Genomic DNA, 17,436 nt, shown 5'->3' on the forward strand with positions numbered 1-17,436 from the left:
CGCAGCCGGGCGACCGGAAGGGCCGGCCATCTCCGGCTGCGGACAGCCGGTCGCGCCGCCGCAATCGGCAGGGCTTAGGACCATTCTCAGAGCCGCCCGGCTTGTCCCATCGGTTCTTGCGGCAAGGGACCGATCCCCCGGATAGCGACCGTCTCGACCAAGGGGCAGCTGCCCGCGGCGATCCGTAAGCGCCGGGACCGGGATGCCGGCACGCGGCTGATCGTCGAGGAAACCCCCGCAGGGGGTATTGCTGAAGCGTGCCCTGGCCATCGCCCCGACACGGTCGGACCATGTCTTGGGGATGCTGCCCTTCGCCGCCCGGCCGAAATCGCTTGAGGACAGGGAGGCCGCCAGGCTGGCCGAGGCCCGCTGCACCATGATCGCGGTGGATACCGATACCGTCATTCGCCACCCGACCGGCGATCACCGCGAGCAATCGGCGCGAACGCGCCAGGCCGGGGGCGGACAGCACGTCTGGCGGCGGTGCTGCAGGGCCTGCCGGAACCGGATGGCAGGGCTTCACCAGCAGAGCCGGGATGCCGATCCGGCAGATCGCCTTCCGGCGAGCGGCCGTGCCTTGCCGCCGAGGCAGCGAAAGATCGGCTATTGGCTGACGCGCAGCCCGATCTCTCGCGTCAGAGCGAACAATGCCTTGAGTTGCGACGGGGTAGGGACCGCCCCCAGGTGCTGGATCGACGCGATCAGGCCGATGCTGCCGAGAAGCTGGTTCTGCGAGCCGAGGATCGGCGCGGCGACGGCGTTGATGCCCAGCAGCGATTCCTCGGGCGCGGTCGCGTAGCCCGCCGCGCGGATGGCGTCGAGCTGCGCCGCCAGAACCGCTTTGGAGGTGACGCTTTTCGGCGTGATCTGCGGCAGCGCGTCGGGCAGGGTGCCCAGCAGTTCGGGCGAACCGAAGGCCAGGAACACCTTGCCCTGAGCCGAGGAATGCAGGCTCAGCTCGCTGCCGGGACGGACGCCGATCTCGATCGGCTGGTTGCTGCTGACCGTGGCCAGGATGAAGGCCGAGCGCGGCGCGGGGATGCTGAGCACCACCGCCATGCCCAATTCGTCGCGGGTGGCGCGCATCAGGGGCAGGGCCAGTTCGGCCAGGCTTGCGCCGGCGGGGGCCTGTTGCGCCATCAGCCATAGTTTCGGCCCCAGCGCATAATGCGAAGTGACCGGATCCTGGACGATCAGCCCATGTTCGATCAGGGTGCGCAGATGCTTGAAGGCGGCCCCCTTGGCGATGCCGACATCGGCGGAAACCTGCGTCACGCCCATGGGCGAATCGGCAAAGGCGATACGCTCGAGGATGCGCAGGCAGGTGTCGGCGGCCCGGACGGTCTCGGCCTTTTCCAAAGTGTTTTCCCCGTGATTTTGCTTCCCCTTTCCCTGTGTTGACGCCTTTGACCTGTCGTGTCAATATGAGAACAGCGTTCCCTGTATGGGAACATAGGAGGAGAGAAACATGAAAACAAAGACCGCCGTCCTCGCCCTGATGGGAAGCCTGCTTTCGACCGCAGCCTGGGCCGATCCCGTTACGCTGCGCCTGGGCCATGCCGTATTCGAGCAGCATCCGATCCACGACACCGCCGTCCGCTTCAAGGAAGCGGTCGAGCGGCTGTCGGATGGCGACATCAAGATCGACATCTTCCCCTCGCGCCAGCTTGGCGACGTGAAGGAATTGATGGAGGGCGTGCAGTTCGGCACCGTCGACATGACGGTGAACTCGACCTCGGCCTATTCGACCCTGGAGCCGTCGATCGACGCCTTCCAGCTGCCGGGCCTGATCCCCGATTACGAAGGCTTCGCAACCATGGCGAAGACGCCGGAAGCGCGGGCGATCATGGACAGGCTGGAAAACCACATGATGGTCGCCCTGGGCCTCTACGACGGCGGGCAGCGCCATTTCCTGACCGTCGGCGCGCCGGTCGAAAGCCTGGCCGACATGCATCACAAGAAGACCCGCGTCGCGCCCAACCGGATGTTTCTGGACGCGTGGCAGGCGGTGGGCGTGAACCCGACGCCGATGGCCTATGGCGAGGTCTATTCGGCGCTGGAAACCGGCACGCTGGATGCGGTCGAGATCAACCTGACCTCGATCGAGAGCGAGAAATATTACGAGATCGCCAAGGGCGTGTCGCTGACCGGCCATTACTTCTGGCCCAGCTTCCTGCTGATCAACCAGATGAAGTTCAACGCGCTGACGCCCGAGCAGCAAGAGATCATGCGCCAGGCCGCCGACGAGATCGTCGAGCCGCAGGTGATGGCGGTCAAGGAGCTGGACGAGCAGATCAAGGCCCATCTGGCCGAACTGAACATTCCCGTCGTGACGCCCTCGGATGCGTTCAGGGCCGAATTGCAGGCCACCTTCGCCCCGGTGGTCGAGAAATACGAGGCCGCCGACCCGCTGATCGCCGATTTCGCGGCGGCGGCGAAAAAGCTGGCCCCGGCCGCCCAATAACGTCCAGGCGCGCGGGCCGGTCCCGCGCCTTCCGCCTGCGTTCTCAACGGAGAAACCCATGTCCAAGCTCTGGCGCGCCTATGTCGCGGCCGTGGAAGCATTCTGCTTTGCCGGGATCGCTGCGATCCTTGTGATCGGCACCATGCAGGTCATCTGGCGCTATGTCTTCAACAGTTCGCTGTTCTGGTCGGAAGAGGCGATGCGCTATCTGATGATCTGGATCGTGATGATCGGTGCCGGTCTCAGCTATTCCCGCGGCCAGTTCCTGGGGATGCGGCTGGCGGTGGACCGCCTGCCCCAAGGCCCGCGCCGGGCCGTCAACCTGATCTCGGCCGCGATCATGCTGGTCTTTCTGGCGGCGATTCTGTGGTTCGGCACGAAATTCGCCTGGATGACGCGGTTGCAGACCGCGACCGCGCTCGGCTTCTCGATGTTCTGGGTCCATGTCGCGATCACCGTCGGTGCCGCGCTTCTGGCGGCGCATGTCGCGCTGAACGAATTCTTCGGCATCGCGCGGGAAGAGAAGCCCGAAGACCACCCGATGGGTGCGGAGGAAGCGCTGTGATCTGGCTTGGCTCGATTTTCGTTCTGACGCTTGCCCTGGGCATGCCGATCGCCTTCGTCCTGGGCATCAGCGCGCTGGGTTACTTTTATTTCACCGGCCAGACGCAGTTCCTGATCGTCTTGCCGCAGCGGATGCTGGCGGGGATGGACATGTTCGTGCTGCTGGCGATCCCGCTTTTCGTGCTGGCGGGCGCGATCATGGACGTGGGCGGGCTGACCCGTCGCCTGATCGGCTTTGCGAACTCGGTCGTCGGCCGGTTCCGGGGCGGCTTGTCGCTGACGGCGGTCTGGGGCTGCTTCCTGTTCGGTGGCGTCAGCGGATCGGCGGCGGCGGATGCCGCGGCCATCGGCACGGTCATGGTGCCGGACATGAAGCGGCAGGGCTATGACGTGGATTATTCGGCCGCGCTGATCGCGGTCTCGTCGCTGATGGCGCCGCTGGTGCCGCCCTCGATCGCGATGATCATCTATGGCGCGCTGTCGGGCACCTCGATCTCGCAGCTGCTGGTCGCGGGGCTGGCGCCGGGCTTCATGCTGGCGGTGTTCCTGTCGGCCTATGCGGTCTGGGTCGCCCATCGCCGCGGCTATCCCAAGGCGGCCAGGCAGTCGCTGGCCTCGATCCTTCGGGGCTGCTGGCAGTCCGTCCCGGTGATGCTGCTGCCGGTCATCATCGTCGTCGGCATCCGGGGCGGCATCTTCACCGCGACCGAGGCGGCGGCGGTCGCCGCGATCTATGCGCTGGTCATCGCCACCGTCGTCTATCGCGCGATGAGCTGGAGATTCCTCAAGGAAGCCTTCGTCGCCACGGCGATCATCACCTCGGCGATCTATTTCCTGGTCGCCGTCGCCAACGTCGCCGGCTTCATCTTCGCCATCGAGCAGCTGCCGCAAAAGACCGTCGCCCTGCTGACCGGGGTCTCGGACAACAAATACGTGATCCTGCTGATGGTGAACCTGATCCTGCTATTCCTGGGCATGTTCCTGGACACGATCGGGGTGCTGATCCTGACGGTTCCCGCGCTGATGGCCATCGGCAACATGCTGGGGCTGGAGCCGGTGCATCTGGGGGTCATGGTGGTCTTCAACGTGCTGGTGGGTTTCGTCACCCCGCCGGTCGGCCTGTGCCTGTTCGTCATCGCCGGCGTGACCGGCCGGCCGATGGAGCGGATCGCCTACAGGGCCCTGCCGATGATCGGGATCGCGCTGATCGTGCTGGCGCTGATCACCGTCTTTCCCGAAATCTCGCTGTTCCTGCCGCGGGTGCTGGGGGTGGCGGGATGACGGATCTTTCCGTCCAGGTCGGCCGGACCCGGCTGAAGAACCCCGTCATCGCCGCGTCGGGCGAGCATCTGATCGAGGATGACGGCATCCTGTCGGCCATCGCGGCCGGGGCAGGGGCGGTGGTGATGAAGTCCAGCAACGACTCGGCCGCCGCGCAGCGCCAGCTGTTGCAGGCCGAATATGCCGCGCTGGACGCGAACTGGAACCGTGTGGGCTGGGGGTCCGGGGCGCCGCGCGACACGACGGTGCTGACGCGCTCGGGGCTGACGCCGCTTGGCTTCGAGGAATGGCTGGACCAGGCGCGGCGGATGGATGCGGCGGCCCGCAAGGCGGATTGCGTCCTGGTCGCCTCGGTCGTCATGGCGGGAGTCGAGGACGCCGTCCGCCGCGCCCGCGCCGTCGAGGACGCCGGCCTGCGCGTCTTCGAGTTCAACATCGGCACCCCCTATGCCAGCCAGGCCGCCAAGGGCGCGGTCAGCACCGAGCTTTCGCCCGCGCGCGTGGCGGAACTGGTCGGGCAGGTGACATCGGCCGTGTCGATCCCGGTCTGGGTCAAGCTCTCGGGCCAGAGCGAGCGGGTTCCCGACCTGGTCGCCGCCGCCACCGGCGCCGGGGCGGAAAGCGCGGTGATCGCCGGGCGGGCGCTGGGGCTGGTTCCCGATCTCGAGACCATGCAGCCGATGCTGGGCACCAGTTGCGGGATCGGCGGCTACTGGAACCTGCCGCTGACCTGTCACTGGCTGGCGACGACCCGCGCAAGGCTGGGCCCGGACCAGGCGCTGATCGGCATCAACGGCGCCTGTTCGGGCCCTGATGTGGCGCGGATGATGCTGGCGGGCGCCTCGGCGGTGGGGCTGTCCTCGGCCGTCATGCTGCGCGGCTGGGACGTCCTGCGCGATGCCGTCGCCGACCTTGAAGCCTATTGCGCCGGCAAGGGCGCAAGCGCCCGCGACCTGGTCGGGCGCGCGGCCGATGCGCGCCGCAGCTTTGCCGAAATGCCGGTCCTCGATCAGGTCTGGCGCAACCATGTTCCCGCGCCGCTGGTGCCGGGCGAAGAAGTCAGGAGAAACCGATGACTGCCGAACAAAACCGCATTGACGATCTGATGAAGGGCGCGGTCGACCTGCATGTCCATTCCGGCCCCTCGCTGCATCCGCGCAAGCTGGACCATATCGCCGCCCTGCGCGAGGCCGACCGGGCCGGCATGGCCGCCGTGCTGCTGAAGGACCACTACTATCCCACCATGCCGCTGGCGACGCTGATCAACCAGAACATGGGCTTCAGGACCAGGGCCATCGGCTCGATCGTGCTGAACAATCCGCTGGGCGGGCTGAACCCCTCGGCCGTGGATTACGCGCTCAAGCAGGGCGCCCGCGTGGTCTGGATGGCGACGGCCCATGCCCAGAACCACATGGAGCACGAAGCCCAGAAGCCCGGCTTCAAGTTCCCGCAGAACAGCAAGAAGACCGTCGCCCCCGTCCCGCTGACGCTGACCGATGAGAAGGGCGTGGTGCGCGACGAGGTCAAGCATATCCTCGACCTGATCGCCGAGGCCGACGCGGTCGTGTCGGGCGGCCACCATCACGCCCGCGAACTGCTGCCCTTCTACGAAGAGGCCAAGGCGCGGGGCGTGAAGCGGCTGTTCCTGAACCACCCGACCTATGTGAACGACTGCAGCCTTCAGGACGTCGCGCATCTGGTCGGGATGGGGGTCAAGATGGAGCATTCCGTCTGCATGTTCATCCCCTCGACCTTCCAGCTGTTCGACGAGGATCACCTGCGCGCGGTGATCGAGGCGGCGGGCGTCGACAATACCTTCTTCGGCACCGACCTCGGCCAGACCGGCAACCCGGATCCGGTCGAGGGCATGCGCCAGATGATCGCCATGCTGATCGGGCTGGGCCATGACGACGACGACATCCGCAAGATGACCTCGACCGTCGGGGCCGAACTGGTCGGGCTGGCAGCATGAGCGGGCTGAAGGCTCGGATCAACGCGGGCGAGACCGTCATCGGCACCTTCGTCAAGACGCCCGCGCCCCATGTCGTCGAGATCCTCGGCCTTGCCGGGCTGGATTTCGCTGTGCCCGACCAGGAACATGCGCCGCTGGACCTGGGCGCGATGGACCAGCTGGCGCTGGCCTCGCGCGCGGTGGGGCTGCCTCTGGTCGCGCGCTGCCTGGGCCAGTCGCCGGCGCGGATCTCGCCGCTGCTGGATCTGGGCTGCGCGGGGGTGATGGTGCCCCATGTCGCGGATCGCGGCGCGGCGGAAGGGGTCGTGGCGGCGGTCAAGTTCGGCCGGGGTTCGCGCGGCCTGTCGCCTTCGCCGCGGGCGGGGAATTACGGCACCCTTGCCGCCCCCGCCTATACCGCAAAAAGCGATGCCGAAACCGTGGTGATGCTGCAGATCGAGGACAGGGAGGCGCTGGAGCGGCTGGACGACATCGCCGGCGTGCCGGATGTCGACGTGCTGTTCGTCGGTCCTGCCGACCTGTCGCAATCGCTGGGCTGCGGCTTCCCCTCGGCCGCGCTTGACGCGGCGATCATCCGCGTGATCGCGGCCGCCCGGCGCGCCGGTGTCGCCGCCGGCCTGTTCGTCGGCGAGGAAAGCCAGATCGCCCCCTGGCGCGAACGGGGCGTCAGCGTCTTCGTCTGCGGCTCGGACCAGGGGCTGCTGATGAAGGGCGCGCGCCGGATCATCGAGGCGGGCCGCGCTTGCTGAGCCCGCGCTGACAGGAAAGGATTTTCGGGATGTATGAAGACAAGGATCCCCGCGCGGCCCTGTTCGCCGCGGCCTCGGCGCCGGCCCGCACGGGCCTGATCGCCGAGGAACAGCTGGCCGAGTTCGACAAGACCCCGCCGCAGGAGGACGCCCAAGGCCGCAAGGTCTGGTATCAGCGCGGCTGCAATTTCGTGCTGGCCTATGCCGAGGCGCAGCCGGGCGCAAGCTTTGCCCGCACCGGCCAGCCCGACGAATATGTCGTGCTGCTGCCCGACCGGCCGGCGCTGATCGAGGCCGATGGCGACAGCCGCGAGGTTGCCGGCCATTCCATCGTCTTCGTGCCGCCGGGCGACAGCCGGGTGACGCTGCCCGACGGGGGCAGGGTGGTCCGGCTGTTCACCGCCGCCGCGGCGGACCTGGTCGCGCTGTGCCCCAATGCCGATGCCTATGCGGAAGGGCGCAGCCATATCCCGGCCTTCCGGCCCTGGCCCGAGCCTGCCGGGGGCTTCAGGATCCGCGCCTATGACCTGGACGTGAAGCCGCAGGAGGGGCGCTTCGGCCGCATCTTCCGTTGCACCACCTTCATGGTGAACTTCCTGGACGTGCAGCAGGGACCGCGCGACCCCAGGAAGCTCTCGCCCCATCACCACGACGATTTCGAGCAATGCTCGCTGGCGCTTGCCGGCAGCTTCGTCCATCACCTGCGCTGGCCCTGGACGGTGGACCGCAGCGACTGGCGCGAGGACCGGCATATCGCCGTCGGCTCGCCCTCTTCGCTGGTGATCCCGCCGCCGGTGGTCCACACGACCGAAGCCAGCGGCGCGGGCGAGAATGCGCTGGTGGACATCTTCTGCCCGCCGCGGCTGGATTTCTCGATGCAGGAGGGCTGGGTGCTGAACGATGCCGACTATCCGGTGATCCCGCGGCGCTGAAGCCGGTGGCGGGGCGCCGTGTCGGCCATGGGCGGGCGCGGAGCTTGCCGGCCTGCGCCGCCAAGGCGGCCCGGTGCCCTTTCGCAGGAACGGTTCCAGGCGCGCGAAACGCCGGCTGCCAGAGTTCCGCCGCCCGCCAATCCCAGGCTAATCCTCTCCGCGCGCGCCCGTCCGCAGGGGCGCGCGGCTGTATTCGTTGCCGGCCTCGGTCGCCTTGCGCAGCAGCGCGAGGAATGCCTCGGCCTCGGCCGGGGTCAGCCCGGCCAGCGTACGCTGCTGCACCTCGGCGATGGCCGGGGCAAGCTGCTCCAGCATGCGCTGCCCCGCCGCGGTCAGTTCCAGCACCCTTGCGCGGCGGTCCTGCGCGCTGACGCTGCGCGACAACAGCCCCTTGCCCTCCAGCCGGTCCACCACCCCGCCCATGGTGACGCGGTCATGCGCGATCAGCCCGGCAAGCGTGGCCTGGTCCACCCCCGGATGTTCCGCCAAGGCCGCCAGCGCCGCGAATTGCACCGGCGTCAGGTCCACCCCCGCCTCGTCCATCCGGGCGGCGAAGATCGCGGTCGAGATCTGGTTCAGGCGCCGGATCAGATGGCCCGGCAGATCGTAAAGCGTCGTCATGGCACCGGCATGGTTGGGACCGCCGCAGGCTAGGCAAGTCGGGGCAGGATGACAAGTGTGCTAATCATATTGACCAGTATGCTGATGATTAGTATACGTCTTGATTATCGGACCCCGCGGCATGGTCGGGGCGAACCCTGAGGGAGGACAGAATGCAGTTTCACCTTGACGGCTTCCGGCCCGGCGACCCGACCCATCATCCGGCCGCCTCTGCGCAGGACGGGGCGGCCGGGAACGACGGGGACGTCGATGTGCTGATCGTCGGCAGCGGCCCGGCCGGGCTGACGCTGGCGGCGCAGCTGGCCGTCTTTCCCTCGATCCGCACCCGCATCGTGGAACGGAGGCCGGGGCCGCTGGACCTGGGCCAGGCCGATGGTATCGCCTGCCGCACGATGGAGATGTTCAACGCCTTCGGCTTTGCCGACCGGGTGATGAAGGAAGCCTATTGGGTGAACGAAGTCACATTCTGGAAGCCGCAGGACGACGATGGCCCGATCATGCGCCACGGCCGCATCCGCGACACCGAAGAGGGGCTTTCGGAATTTCCCCATGTCATCCTGAACCAGGCGCGGGTGCATGACTTCTATCTCGAGGCGATGCGTCATGCGCCGACCCGGCTGCAGCCGGATTACGGCCTGCAACTGGCCGGCCTGACCATCCCCGACGACCCCGCGCAGCCGGTCGAGGCGCGGCTGCGCCCGGCCGGGGCCGAGGACGCGTCCCGCGACCAGATCGTCCGCGCCCGCTATGTCGTCGGCTGCGACGGGGCGCGCAGCCAGGTCCGCCGCCAGATCGGGCGGGAGTTGCGCGGCGAGGCGGCGAACCAGGCCTGGGGCGTGATGGATGTGCTGGCCTATACCGATTTTCCCGACATCCGGCTGAAATCCGCGATACATTCCGCGCAGGAAGGCAATATCCTGATCATCCCGCGCGAAGGGGGCTATCTGGTCCGGCTCTATATCGAGCTGGACAAGCTGGCCGAGGACGAGCGCGTCGCGTCGCGCAACATCACCCAGGAAACCCTGATCGCCGCCGCGCAGAGGATCCTGCACCCCTATGTGCTGGAGGTGAAGGAGGTCGCCTGGTGGTCGGTCTATGAAATCGGCCAGCGGCTGACCGACCGCTTCGACGACCTGCCCGCGGATGCCCCGGCCTCGCGCATGCCGCGGGTGTTCATCGCCGGCGATGCCTGCCACACCCACAGCCCCAAGGCGGGGCAGGGCATGAACGTCTCGATGCAGGACAGCTTCAACCTGGGCTGGAAACTGGCGGCGGTGCTGCGCGGACAGGCCGATGCCGGGCTGCTGCGCAGCTATTCGGCCGAGCGGCAGGGGGTCGCGCAGGAGCTGATCGACTTCGACCGCGAATTCGCCCGGATGTTCAGCGCCCGTCCCAAGACCGCCGAGGACGACGGCGAAGGCGTCGACCCGGCCGAGTTCCAGCGCTATTTCATCCAGCATGGCCGCTTCACCGCCGGGACGGCGACGCGCTATCGCCGCTCGGAGCTGACCGGGCCGGACACGCATCAGCATCTGGCGGCCGGGTTCCCGGTCGGGATGCGCTTTCATTCGGCGCCGGTGATAAGGCTGGCCGATGCACGGCCCATGCATCTGGGCCACGTCGCCCAGGCGGACGGGCGCTGGCGGATCTATCTCTTTGCCGATGCGCAGGGGCTGGCGCCCGGCTCGGGGCTGGCGCGGCTTTGCGGGCGGCTCGACCGGGACGGCTCGGTCCTGCGCCGCCACACCGCCGCGGGTGCGGACCCCGATGCGGTGTTCGACATCCGCGCGATATTGCAGCAGCCCCACCAGTCGCTGTCGATGGACGACCTGCCGGGGCTGCTGTGGCCGCGCAAGGGTCGCCACGGGCTGCGCGACTATGAAAAGGCGTTCTGCGCCGATCCGGCCGCGGGCGACATCTTCGACCGGCGCGGCATCGACCGCGAGCGGGGCTGCATGGTGGTGGTGCGTCCCGACCAATATGTCGCCCAGGTTCTGCCGCTGGAGGACGACGCGGCGCTGGGGGAATATTTCGCGGGCGTGCTGCGGCGGCGGGCCTGGCCTGCGTCCTAGCCGCGGGCCGGGCCGGCATCTGCCGGTCCCGACCCTGGTCCTGGCCCCGGTCCTGGCCCGAAGCCTTCGGCGATCACTCGCATCACCGCCTGCCGGAACAGCAGCTGGGCATTGGTTTCGGGCTGGCTGGCGCGGGTCATCAGCCCGACCGGACCCTGCGTCAGCGTCGTGTCCAGCGGCAGCCGCACCAGCCGGCCCTCGGCGATCTCGCGCGCCACGACCCCGGCCGAGATGAACCATACCGCATCGCCCTGCCGGGTGAAGACGCGGCCGAAGGCATCCGAGACGGTCTCGATCCGCCGGGCAGGGCGCAGGACGCCATGCGCGATCAGCAACCGTTCCACGAACGGGTGGATCGCGGCGGTCTCGGTCGGGTAGATCACCGGAAAATCGCCGATCCGGCGCAGGTCGGGGTCGGTGAGGATCGGGTGGCCCGGCCGGACCACCACCGCCACGTCCTCCAGGTAAAGCTGGGTGAAGCTAAGCCCCTGCATGGTTTCGGGCGCGCCCAGCCGCCCGATCACCACGTCAAGATCGTCCGAGCGCAGCAGCCCCATCAGATGCCCGTGCCCGCCATCGGCGATGGACAGTCGCAGATGCGGTGCGGCCTGCTGCAATTCGGCGACCACCTCGGGCATCAGCCGGGCCGAAACCGAGGGCAGCGCCCCCACCCGCAAGGACAGCTCGGCCGCCTGCGCCTCGCCGGAAATGCCCGCGAGCCCCTGCGACAGCGCTGACAGCGCGTTCAGCGCATAGCCGTGGAAGAATTCGCCCTGCGCGGTCAGCGCCACGCCGCGGCGGCTGCGGGTCATCATCCTTGCGCCAACGATTTCCTCTAATTCGGCCATGGTGCGCGAAATCGCCGGCTGGGTCAGATACAGCGCCTCGGCCGCCCGCTTGAGATTGCCCTGGCGGACGATCTCGACAAAGGCCTGCACATGTCTCAGCCGAATCCTGCGGTCCAACACTTGCCGTTTCTGATAATCATCAAACCCGATTTCTCATTTTACTTGCGATGCGTGGCAGGTCAAGTTCGGCGGCAGAGGGGGACTGTCATGCGCACTCAGGTCGTTATCATCGGCGGCGGGCCGTCCGGGCTGCTTCTGGGCCAGCTTCTGCACCGCCAGGGCATCGAGGCGGTGGTGCTGGAGCGCAAGACGCGGGACTATGTGCTGGGCCGCATCCGTGCCGGCGTGCTGGAAACCGGCCTTGTCCGGCTGATGGAGGAAGCGGGCGTGGCCGACCGGCTGCACCGCGAGGGCTATGTCCATGACGGCACCCGGATCGCCTGGGACGGCGGCATGTTCCACATCGACTTCAAGCGGCTGACCGGCACCCCGGTAGTGGTCTATGGCCAGACCGAGGTGACGCGCGATCTTTACGACGCGCGCGAGGCTGCGGGCGCGCAGACCGTCTTCGAGGTCGAGGACGTCGTGATCCACGATGCCGACACCGACCGCCCCTATGTGACCTATGCCCGCGCCGGGCAAGGCCACCGCATCGACTGCGATTTCATCGCCGGCTGCGACGGGTTCCACGGCATCAGCCGCCAGACCATCCCGCTGGACGTGCGGCGCGAATATGAAAAGACCTATCCCTTCGGCTGGCTGGGCATCCTGTCGGAAACGCCCCCGGTCCACGACGAACTGATCTACGCCAATTCCGACCGCGGCTTCGCGCTGTGTTCGATGCGCAACGCCAACCTGTCGCGCTATTACATCCAATGCGCGCTGTCGGATCACACCAGCGACTGGACCGACGGGGCTTTCTGGGACGAGCTGCGCCGCCGCCTGCCCGAAGAGGTGGCCGACCGGCTGGTCACGGGTCCGTCGATCGAGAAATCCATCGCGCCGCTGCGGTCTTTCGTGACCGAGCCGATGCGCTGGGGCCGGTTGTTCCTGTGCGGCGACGCCGCCCATATCGTGCCTCCGACCGGGGCCAAGGGGCTGAACACGGCGGCCAGCGACGTGCAATACCTGTATAACGGGCTGGTGCAATATTACCGGGACAAGGACAGCGAGGGCATCGACCGCTATTCCGAAAAGGCGCTGCTGCGCGTCTGGAAGGCGGAACGCTTCAGCTGGTGGTTCAGCGGCCTGCTGCACCGCTATCCCCACCAGAGCCCCTTCGACCTGAAGATGCAGAAGGCCGATATCGCCTTCCTGCGCGACAACGAATCGCAACAGCGCGCATTCGCCGAAAACTACGTGGGGTTGCCTTACTGATGCGGACGATCATGGCAAATGGCGCGGATCTGCATGTCGCGGTGTCGGGACCGGAAACCGGGCCGGCGGTGGTCTTTGCGAACTCGCTGGGCACCGACCTGCGGGTCTGGGACGGGCTGATCCCGCATCTGGCGCCGGGGCTGCGGCTGGTGCGCTATGACAAGCGCGGCCACGGGCTGTCCCAGGAAACGCCCGGCCCCTACGACATCGAGACGCTGGCCGACGATGCCGCGGCGCTGATCGCGGCGCTGGACCTGGGGCGGGCGGTCTTTGTCGGGCTGTCCATCGGCGGGCTGATCGGCCTGTCGCTGGCCGCCCGCCATCCGGGCCTGCTGGCGGGGCTGGTGGTGTCGAACTCGGCCGCCCGGATCGGCGATGCGGCGATGTGGAACGCCCGGATCCAGGCGATCCGCGACGGCGGGCTGGCCTGCATCGCGGCGCCGACGATGGAGCGCTGGTTCTCGCCCGCATTCCGGGCGGCGGGACGCGACGCGCCCTGGCGCCGGATGCTTGCCCGCCAGCCGCAGGGGGGCTATGTCGCCTGCTGCCAGGCCATTGCCGGGGCCGACTTGGCCGAGGCGGCCCGCGCGCTGGACCTGCCGGTGCAGGTGATCGCGGGGGGGCTGGACGGCTCGACCCCGCCGGACCTGGTGCGGGCCACCGCCGCGCTGATCCCCGGCGCGCGCTTCGACCTGATCGCGGATGCCGGACATATTCCCTGCGTGGAGGCGCCGGCCGCCCATGCGGCCATTCTCAACCGTTTTTTCAAGGACATCGGCCATGTCTGACAGCCCCGTCCCCGACCGCCATGCGACCGGCATGAGAACCCGCCGCGAGGTGCTGGGCGATATGCATGTGGACCGGGCCGAGGCGCAGACCTCGGATCTGGACCGGCCGTTCCAGGATCTGATCACCGTCTCTGCCTGGGGCACGGTCTGGGCCTCAGACGGCATCAGCCGGCGCGAGCGTTCCATGCTGACGCTGGCGCTGCTGGCGGCGACCGGCAATTGGGAGGAGATCCCCATGCATATCCGCGCCACCGCCCGCACCGGAGCCAGCCAGCGCGACGTCCTCGAGGCGTTCCAGCATGTCGCCATCTATTGCGGCGTGCCCAAGGCGAACCACGCGCTGAAACTGGCCAAGCAGACCTTCGCCGAGATGGAAGAGGAGGAGAGCCGATGACCCCCGCAGAATATTACCAGCGCGACCGACGCATCCACCCGCCGGCGCTGACGCCGGATTACAAGACCTCGGTCGCGCGCAGCCCGCGCTTCAGCCTGATCAGCCTGCAAGGCTCGATGTCGGAAATCACCGGGCCGACCTTCGGCCATGGCGACATCAGCCCGATCGACAACGACCTGATCAAGAACTACGCCAAGGACGGCGACCCGATCGGGGAACGCATCATCGTCCACGGCCGCGTGCTGGACGAGAACGCCCGGCCCGTGCCCGACACGCTGGTCGAGGTGTGGCAGGCCAATGCCGGCGGCCGCTATCGCCACAAGAAGGACAGCTACCTGGCCCCCATCGACCCGAATTTCGGCGGCTGCGGGCGCACCATCACCGACGCGGACGGCTATTATTTCTTTCGCACCATCAAGCCCGGCGCCTATCCTTGGCGCAACTGGGTCAACAACTGGCGGCCGGCGCATATCCACGTCTCGGTCTTCGGCCACGCCTTTTGCCAGCGGCTGATCACCCAGCTTTATTTCGAGGGCGATCCGCTGATCCCGATCTGCCCCATCGTGCAGACCGTCCCCGACCCGGAGGCCATCGACCGGCTGACCGCGAAACTGGACATGAACGCCACGGTGCCGCTGGACAGTATCGCCTATCGTTTCGACATCGTGCTGCGCGGCCGCCGCTCGACCATGTTCGAAAACCGGCTGGAGGGGAATTGATGAAGGTCGTCGATGCACGGGCCAACCGCCCGCACTACCTGCCGGAAACCGCGTCGCAGACCGCCGGCCCCTATGTCCATATCGGGCTGGCGCCGGGGGCTGCCGGCTTTCGGATCTTCGACCGCGAACTGGGCTGGGACATCGCCGGGCCGAACGCCGCGGGCGAACGCATCCGGGTCGAGGGCGTGGTGATCGACGGCACCGGCAGCCCGGTCAAGGACGTGCTGATCGAGGTCTGGCAGGCCAATGCCGCCGGCATCTATGCCCATCCCGAGGCGGGCGGCGCGGTCGAGGAGGGCTTTCGCGGCTGGGGCCGGGTCATCACCGATTTCGAGACCGGCGAATGGGGTTTCGACACCGTCAAGCCCGGCCCGGTCAGGGCGCGGGCCCGCATGGTCTCGGGCGTCAGCCAGCGGGTGCGCGACAGCCATCCCGACTGGCAGGGTCGCGCGCAGGAAGACAGCATCCCGATGGCGCCGCACCTGAACCTGTGGATCGTCGCCCGCGGCATCAACATCGGCCTGAACACCCGGATGTATTTCGACGACGAGGGCCCGGCCAACGCCACCGATCCGGTGCTGAACCTGATCGAATGGGAGCGTCGCCGCGCCACGCTGATCGCGAAGCGCACCCTGCGCGACGGCCGCCCGGTCTATCGCTTCGACATTCGCCTGCAGGGCGAGGATGAAACGGTGTTCTTCGATGTCTGACCCGGCCGGAAGACCCTGCATCATCTGCGTCGCCATCACCGGCAGCCTGCCGACCAAGGAAAACAACCCGGCGGTGCCGATCACCCTGGCCGAGCAGATCGAATCCACGCATGAGGCGTTCGAGGCCGGCGCCTCGATCGCCCATTGCCATGTCCGCGAAGACGAGGGGCGGCCGACCAGCGACCCCGACCGCTTCGCCGCGCTGAAGGAGGGGCTGGAGAAACATTGCCCCGGCATGATCGTCCAGCTTTCGACCGGCGGGCGGTCGGGTGCGGGGCAGGCGCGGGGGGCCATGCTGCCCTTGCGCCCCGACATGGCCTCGCTCTCGGTCGGGTCCAACAACTTCCCGACGCGGGTCTATGAAAACCCGCCGGACCTGGTGGACTGGCTGGCCGCCGAGATGCTGGAATACGACATCAAGCCGGAAATCGAGGCGTTCGACCTGTCCCATATCTTCCAGGCCAAGAAGATGGCCGAGGACGGGCGGCTGGCCGGCACCCCCTATGTGCAGTTCGTGATGGGGGTGAAAAACGCCATGCCCGCGGATCGCGATGTCTTCGACTATTACATCCGCACCGTGAAGCGGCTGTTCGGCGAGGACGCGCCCTGGTGTGCGGCCGGGATCGGCGCAAGCCAGATCGTGCTGAACGAATGGGCGATTTCCTCGGGAGGCCACGCGCGCACGGGGCTCGAGGACAACCTGCGGCTGGATCGGACCCGGCTGGCGCCCTCGAACGCGGCGCTGGTCCGCCGTGCGGTCGAGCTGTGCGGGAAATACGGCCGCCCCGTCGCGACATGGCGGCAGGCGCGGCAGATCCTTGGGCTGCGGATGGTCTGATGACGGTGGGCACCTTGTTCGGACAGCTTTACGGCGACGGCGAGATGGCGGCGATCCTGTCGGATCGCGCGGCCATCCGGGCCATGCTGCGGGTCGAAGTCGCTTTGGCCCGCGCCCAGGCCGATCTGGGGGCGATCCCGGCCGCGGCGGCCGAGGCGATCGCCAAGGCGGCAGAGGCTCTGGACCCCGACCCGGCGGGCCTGGCCGCGGCGGTGGCCCTGGCCGGCATCGCTGCGCAGCCGGTTGTCGCGGCGCTGAAATCCGCGGCGGGCGATGCCGGGGCATTCGCCCATTACGGCGCCACCTCGCAGGACGTCGTGGACACGGCGCTGGCGCTGCAGCTGGAGGCGGCGCTGGAATTGCTGGCCGCGCGCCTGGACCGTCTGGAGGCGCTGCTGGCGCAGAAGGCCGCGGATCACGCCGACCTGCCGATCCCCGCGCGCACCCGCCACCAGATCGCCGCGCCCACCACGCTGGGCGCCAAGATCGCGGTCTGGCACGGGATGGCGGTGCGCAACCGCCAAAGGCTGGATCAGTTGCGGCAGCGGCTGCTGCTGGTCTCGCTGCACGGGGCGGCGGGGACCGAGGCGGCGCTGGCCGGCCACGGCCCGGCGCTGCGCGCATCGATGGCGGCGGCGCTGGGGCTCGGGGTGCCGGATGGGCCCTGGCACGCGGCCCGCGACGGCATCGCGGAACTGGCGGGCTGGCTGTCGCTGGTCACGGGCGGGCTTGGCAAGATGGGCCTCGACCTGGTGCAGCTTGGCCAAAGCGAGATCGCCGAACTGGCGGCGGGCTTCGGGGGCGGTTCGTCCACCATGCCGCAAAAGCAGAACCCCGTCGCGGCCGAGGCGCTGGTGACGCTGGCGCGGCTGAATGCCGGCGATCTGGCGGGAATGCACCAGGCGCTGGTCCATGCGCAGGAACGCGACGGCATCGCGCTGGGGCTGGAATGGAACCTGCTGCCGGGAATGCTGGAACGCGCGGCCGCGGCGCTGCGCATCGGCTGCGCGCTGGCCGAGACGCTGGCCCCGCGCCCCGACGGCATCGCGGCCACCTTCGCCGCCGACCGCGGGCGGATGGCGGCCGAGGCCGCGGGCTTTCTGCTGG

At 68.3% G+C, this 17,436-nt stretch carries 18 protein-coding genes; 15 read left to right on the forward strand and 3 right to left on the reverse strand.

What is annotated here, in order from left to right; genetic code table 11:
- Positions 1-603 precede the first annotated feature (603 nt).
- Entirely contained in the window at positions 604-1,359 is a 756-nt protein-coding gene (locus tag FE811_RS21240; RefSeq protein WP_036755591.1) for an IclR family transcriptional regulator, read from the reverse strand.
- Positions 1,360-1,468: 109 nt separating this feature from the next.
- Between FE811_RS21240 and FE811_RS21245 the strand changes: the two genes are divergently transcribed.
- The 7 genes from FE811_RS21245 to FE811_RS21275 are packed head-to-tail and all read left to right on the forward strand — an operon-like array spanning position 1,469 to position 7,962.
- The gene (locus tag FE811_RS21245) at positions 1,469-2,464 is read left to right on the forward strand and encodes a TRAP transporter substrate-binding protein (RefSeq protein WP_140848668.1); all 996 of its coding nucleotides are present in this window, start codon (positions 1,469-1,471) and stop codon (positions 2,462-2,464) included.
- A gap of 58 nt (positions 2,465-2,522) precedes the next feature.
- Positions 2,523-3,029 (forward strand): TRAP transporter small permease, encoded by a 507-nt coding sequence (locus FE811_RS21250; protein WP_140848670.1) that lies wholly within the window; start codon positions 2,523-2,525, stop codon positions 3,027-3,029.
- The gene (locus FE811_RS21255) at positions 3,026-4,309 is read left to right on the forward strand and encodes a TRAP transporter large permease (RefSeq protein WP_114534891.1); all 1,284 of its coding nucleotides are present in this window, start codon (positions 3,026-3,028) and stop codon (positions 4,307-4,309) included. The genes FE811_RS21250 and FE811_RS21255 overlap by 4 nt, the downstream gene beginning before the upstream one ends.
- Positions 4,306-5,385 carry a dihydroorotate dehydrogenase gene (locus FE811_RS21260; protein ID WP_140848672.1) on the forward strand — a complete coding sequence of 360 codons (1,080 nt, stop codon included), beginning with the start codon at positions 4,306-4,308 and terminating at the stop codon, positions 5,383-5,385. Before FE811_RS21255 ends, FE811_RS21260 begins: the two co-directional genes overlap by 4 nt.
- Positions 5,382-6,281, forward strand: coding sequence for a DUF6282 family protein (locus FE811_RS21265; RefSeq protein ID WP_140848674.1), 900 nt, complete (start codon positions 5,382-5,384; stop codon positions 6,279-6,281). The genes FE811_RS21260 and FE811_RS21265 overlap by 4 nt, the downstream gene beginning before the upstream one ends.
- A complete protein-coding gene (locus FE811_RS21270) occupies positions 6,278-7,030 on the forward strand; it encodes an HpcH/HpaI aldolase/citrate lyase family protein (protein ID WP_140848676.1) in 753 nt (250 codons plus the stop codon). Before FE811_RS21265 ends, FE811_RS21270 begins: the two co-directional genes overlap by 4 nt.
- Positions 7,031-7,059: 29 nt before the next feature.
- Positions 7,060-7,962 (forward strand): hypothetical protein, encoded by a 903-nt coding sequence (locus FE811_RS21275; protein WP_140848678.1) that lies wholly within the window; start codon positions 7,060-7,062, stop codon positions 7,960-7,962.
- Positions 7,963-8,109: 147 nt separating this feature from the next.
- Here the strand turns inward: FE811_RS21275 and FE811_RS21280 are convergent, their stop codons facing one another.
- Positions 8,110-8,583, reverse strand: coding sequence for a MarR family winged helix-turn-helix transcriptional regulator (locus tag FE811_RS21280; RefSeq protein WP_072463951.1), 474 nt, complete (start codon positions 8,581-8,583; stop codon positions 8,110-8,112).
- A 152-nt stretch (positions 8,584-8,735) separates the two neighbouring features.
- On the opposite strand from FE811_RS21280, the gene FE811_RS21285 reads away from it, so the two are divergent.
- Complete coding sequence (locus FE811_RS21285) at positions 8,736-10,655, forward strand: FAD-binding monooxygenase (protein WP_140848680.1); 1,920 nt, start codon at positions 8,736-8,738, stop codon at positions 10,653-10,655.
- On the opposite strand, the gene pcaQ is transcribed toward FE811_RS21285, so the two are convergent.
- Positions 10,652-11,623, reverse strand: a complete 972-nt coding sequence (pcaQ, locus tag FE811_RS21290; RefSeq protein ID WP_255469804.1) for a pca operon transcription factor PcaQ — start codon at positions 11,621-11,623, stop codon at positions 10,652-10,654. The genes FE811_RS21285 and pcaQ overlap by 4 nt on opposite strands.
- An 87-nt stretch (positions 11,624-11,710) precedes the next feature.
- Here pcaQ and pobA point away from each other — a divergent pair, with 87 nt between their 5' ends.
- From pobA to FE811_RS21325, 7 genes are all read left to right on the forward strand, one after another.
- Positions 11,711-12,880: a 4-hydroxybenzoate 3-monooxygenase gene (pobA, locus tag FE811_RS21295; protein WP_140848685.1), complete on the forward strand. Its 1,170-nt coding sequence runs from the start codon at positions 11,711-11,713 to the stop codon at positions 12,878-12,880.
- Positions 12,880-13,668, forward strand: coding sequence for a 3-oxoadipate enol-lactonase (gene pcaD / locus FE811_RS21300; RefSeq protein ID WP_140848687.1), 789 nt, complete (start codon positions 12,880-12,882; stop codon positions 13,666-13,668). Before pobA ends, pcaD begins: the two co-directional genes overlap by 1 nt.
- The gene (gene pcaC, locus FE811_RS21305) at positions 13,661-14,062 is read left to right on the forward strand and encodes a 4-carboxymuconolactone decarboxylase (protein ID WP_036755624.1); all 402 of its coding nucleotides are present in this window, start codon (positions 13,661-13,663) and stop codon (positions 14,060-14,062) included. The genes pcaD and pcaC overlap by 8 nt, the downstream gene beginning before the upstream one ends.
- Positions 14,059-14,781 carry a protocatechuate 3,4-dioxygenase subunit beta gene (gene pcaH / locus FE811_RS21310; protein ID WP_036755628.1) on the forward strand — a complete coding sequence of 241 codons (723 nt, stop codon included), beginning with the start codon at positions 14,059-14,061 and terminating at the stop codon, positions 14,779-14,781. The genes pcaC and pcaH overlap by 4 nt, the downstream gene beginning before the upstream one ends.
- Positions 14,781-15,491, forward strand: coding sequence for a protocatechuate 3,4-dioxygenase subunit alpha (locus FE811_RS21315; RefSeq protein ID WP_114534880.1), 711 nt, complete (start codon positions 14,781-14,783; stop codon positions 15,489-15,491). The genes pcaH and FE811_RS21315 overlap by 1 nt, the downstream gene beginning before the upstream one ends.
- On the forward strand, positions 15,484-16,329 hold the full coding sequence (locus FE811_RS21320; RefSeq protein ID WP_140848689.1) for a 3-keto-5-aminohexanoate cleavage protein: 846 nt from the start codon (positions 15,484-15,486) through the stop codon (positions 16,327-16,329). Before FE811_RS21315 ends, FE811_RS21320 begins: the two co-directional genes overlap by 8 nt.
- Positions 16,329-17,436: lyase family protein (locus FE811_RS21325; RefSeq protein ID WP_181180915.1), on the forward strand; the 1,108-nt coding region annotated here is incomplete at its 3' end. The genes FE811_RS21320 and FE811_RS21325, both read left to right, overlap by 1 nt.

The organism is Paracoccus sp. FO-3 (genome assembly GCF_006386455.1).
In the GTDB taxonomy this organism is placed as follows: domain Bacteria; phylum Pseudomonadota; class Alphaproteobacteria; order Rhodobacterales; family Rhodobacteraceae; genus Paracoccus; species Paracoccus versutus.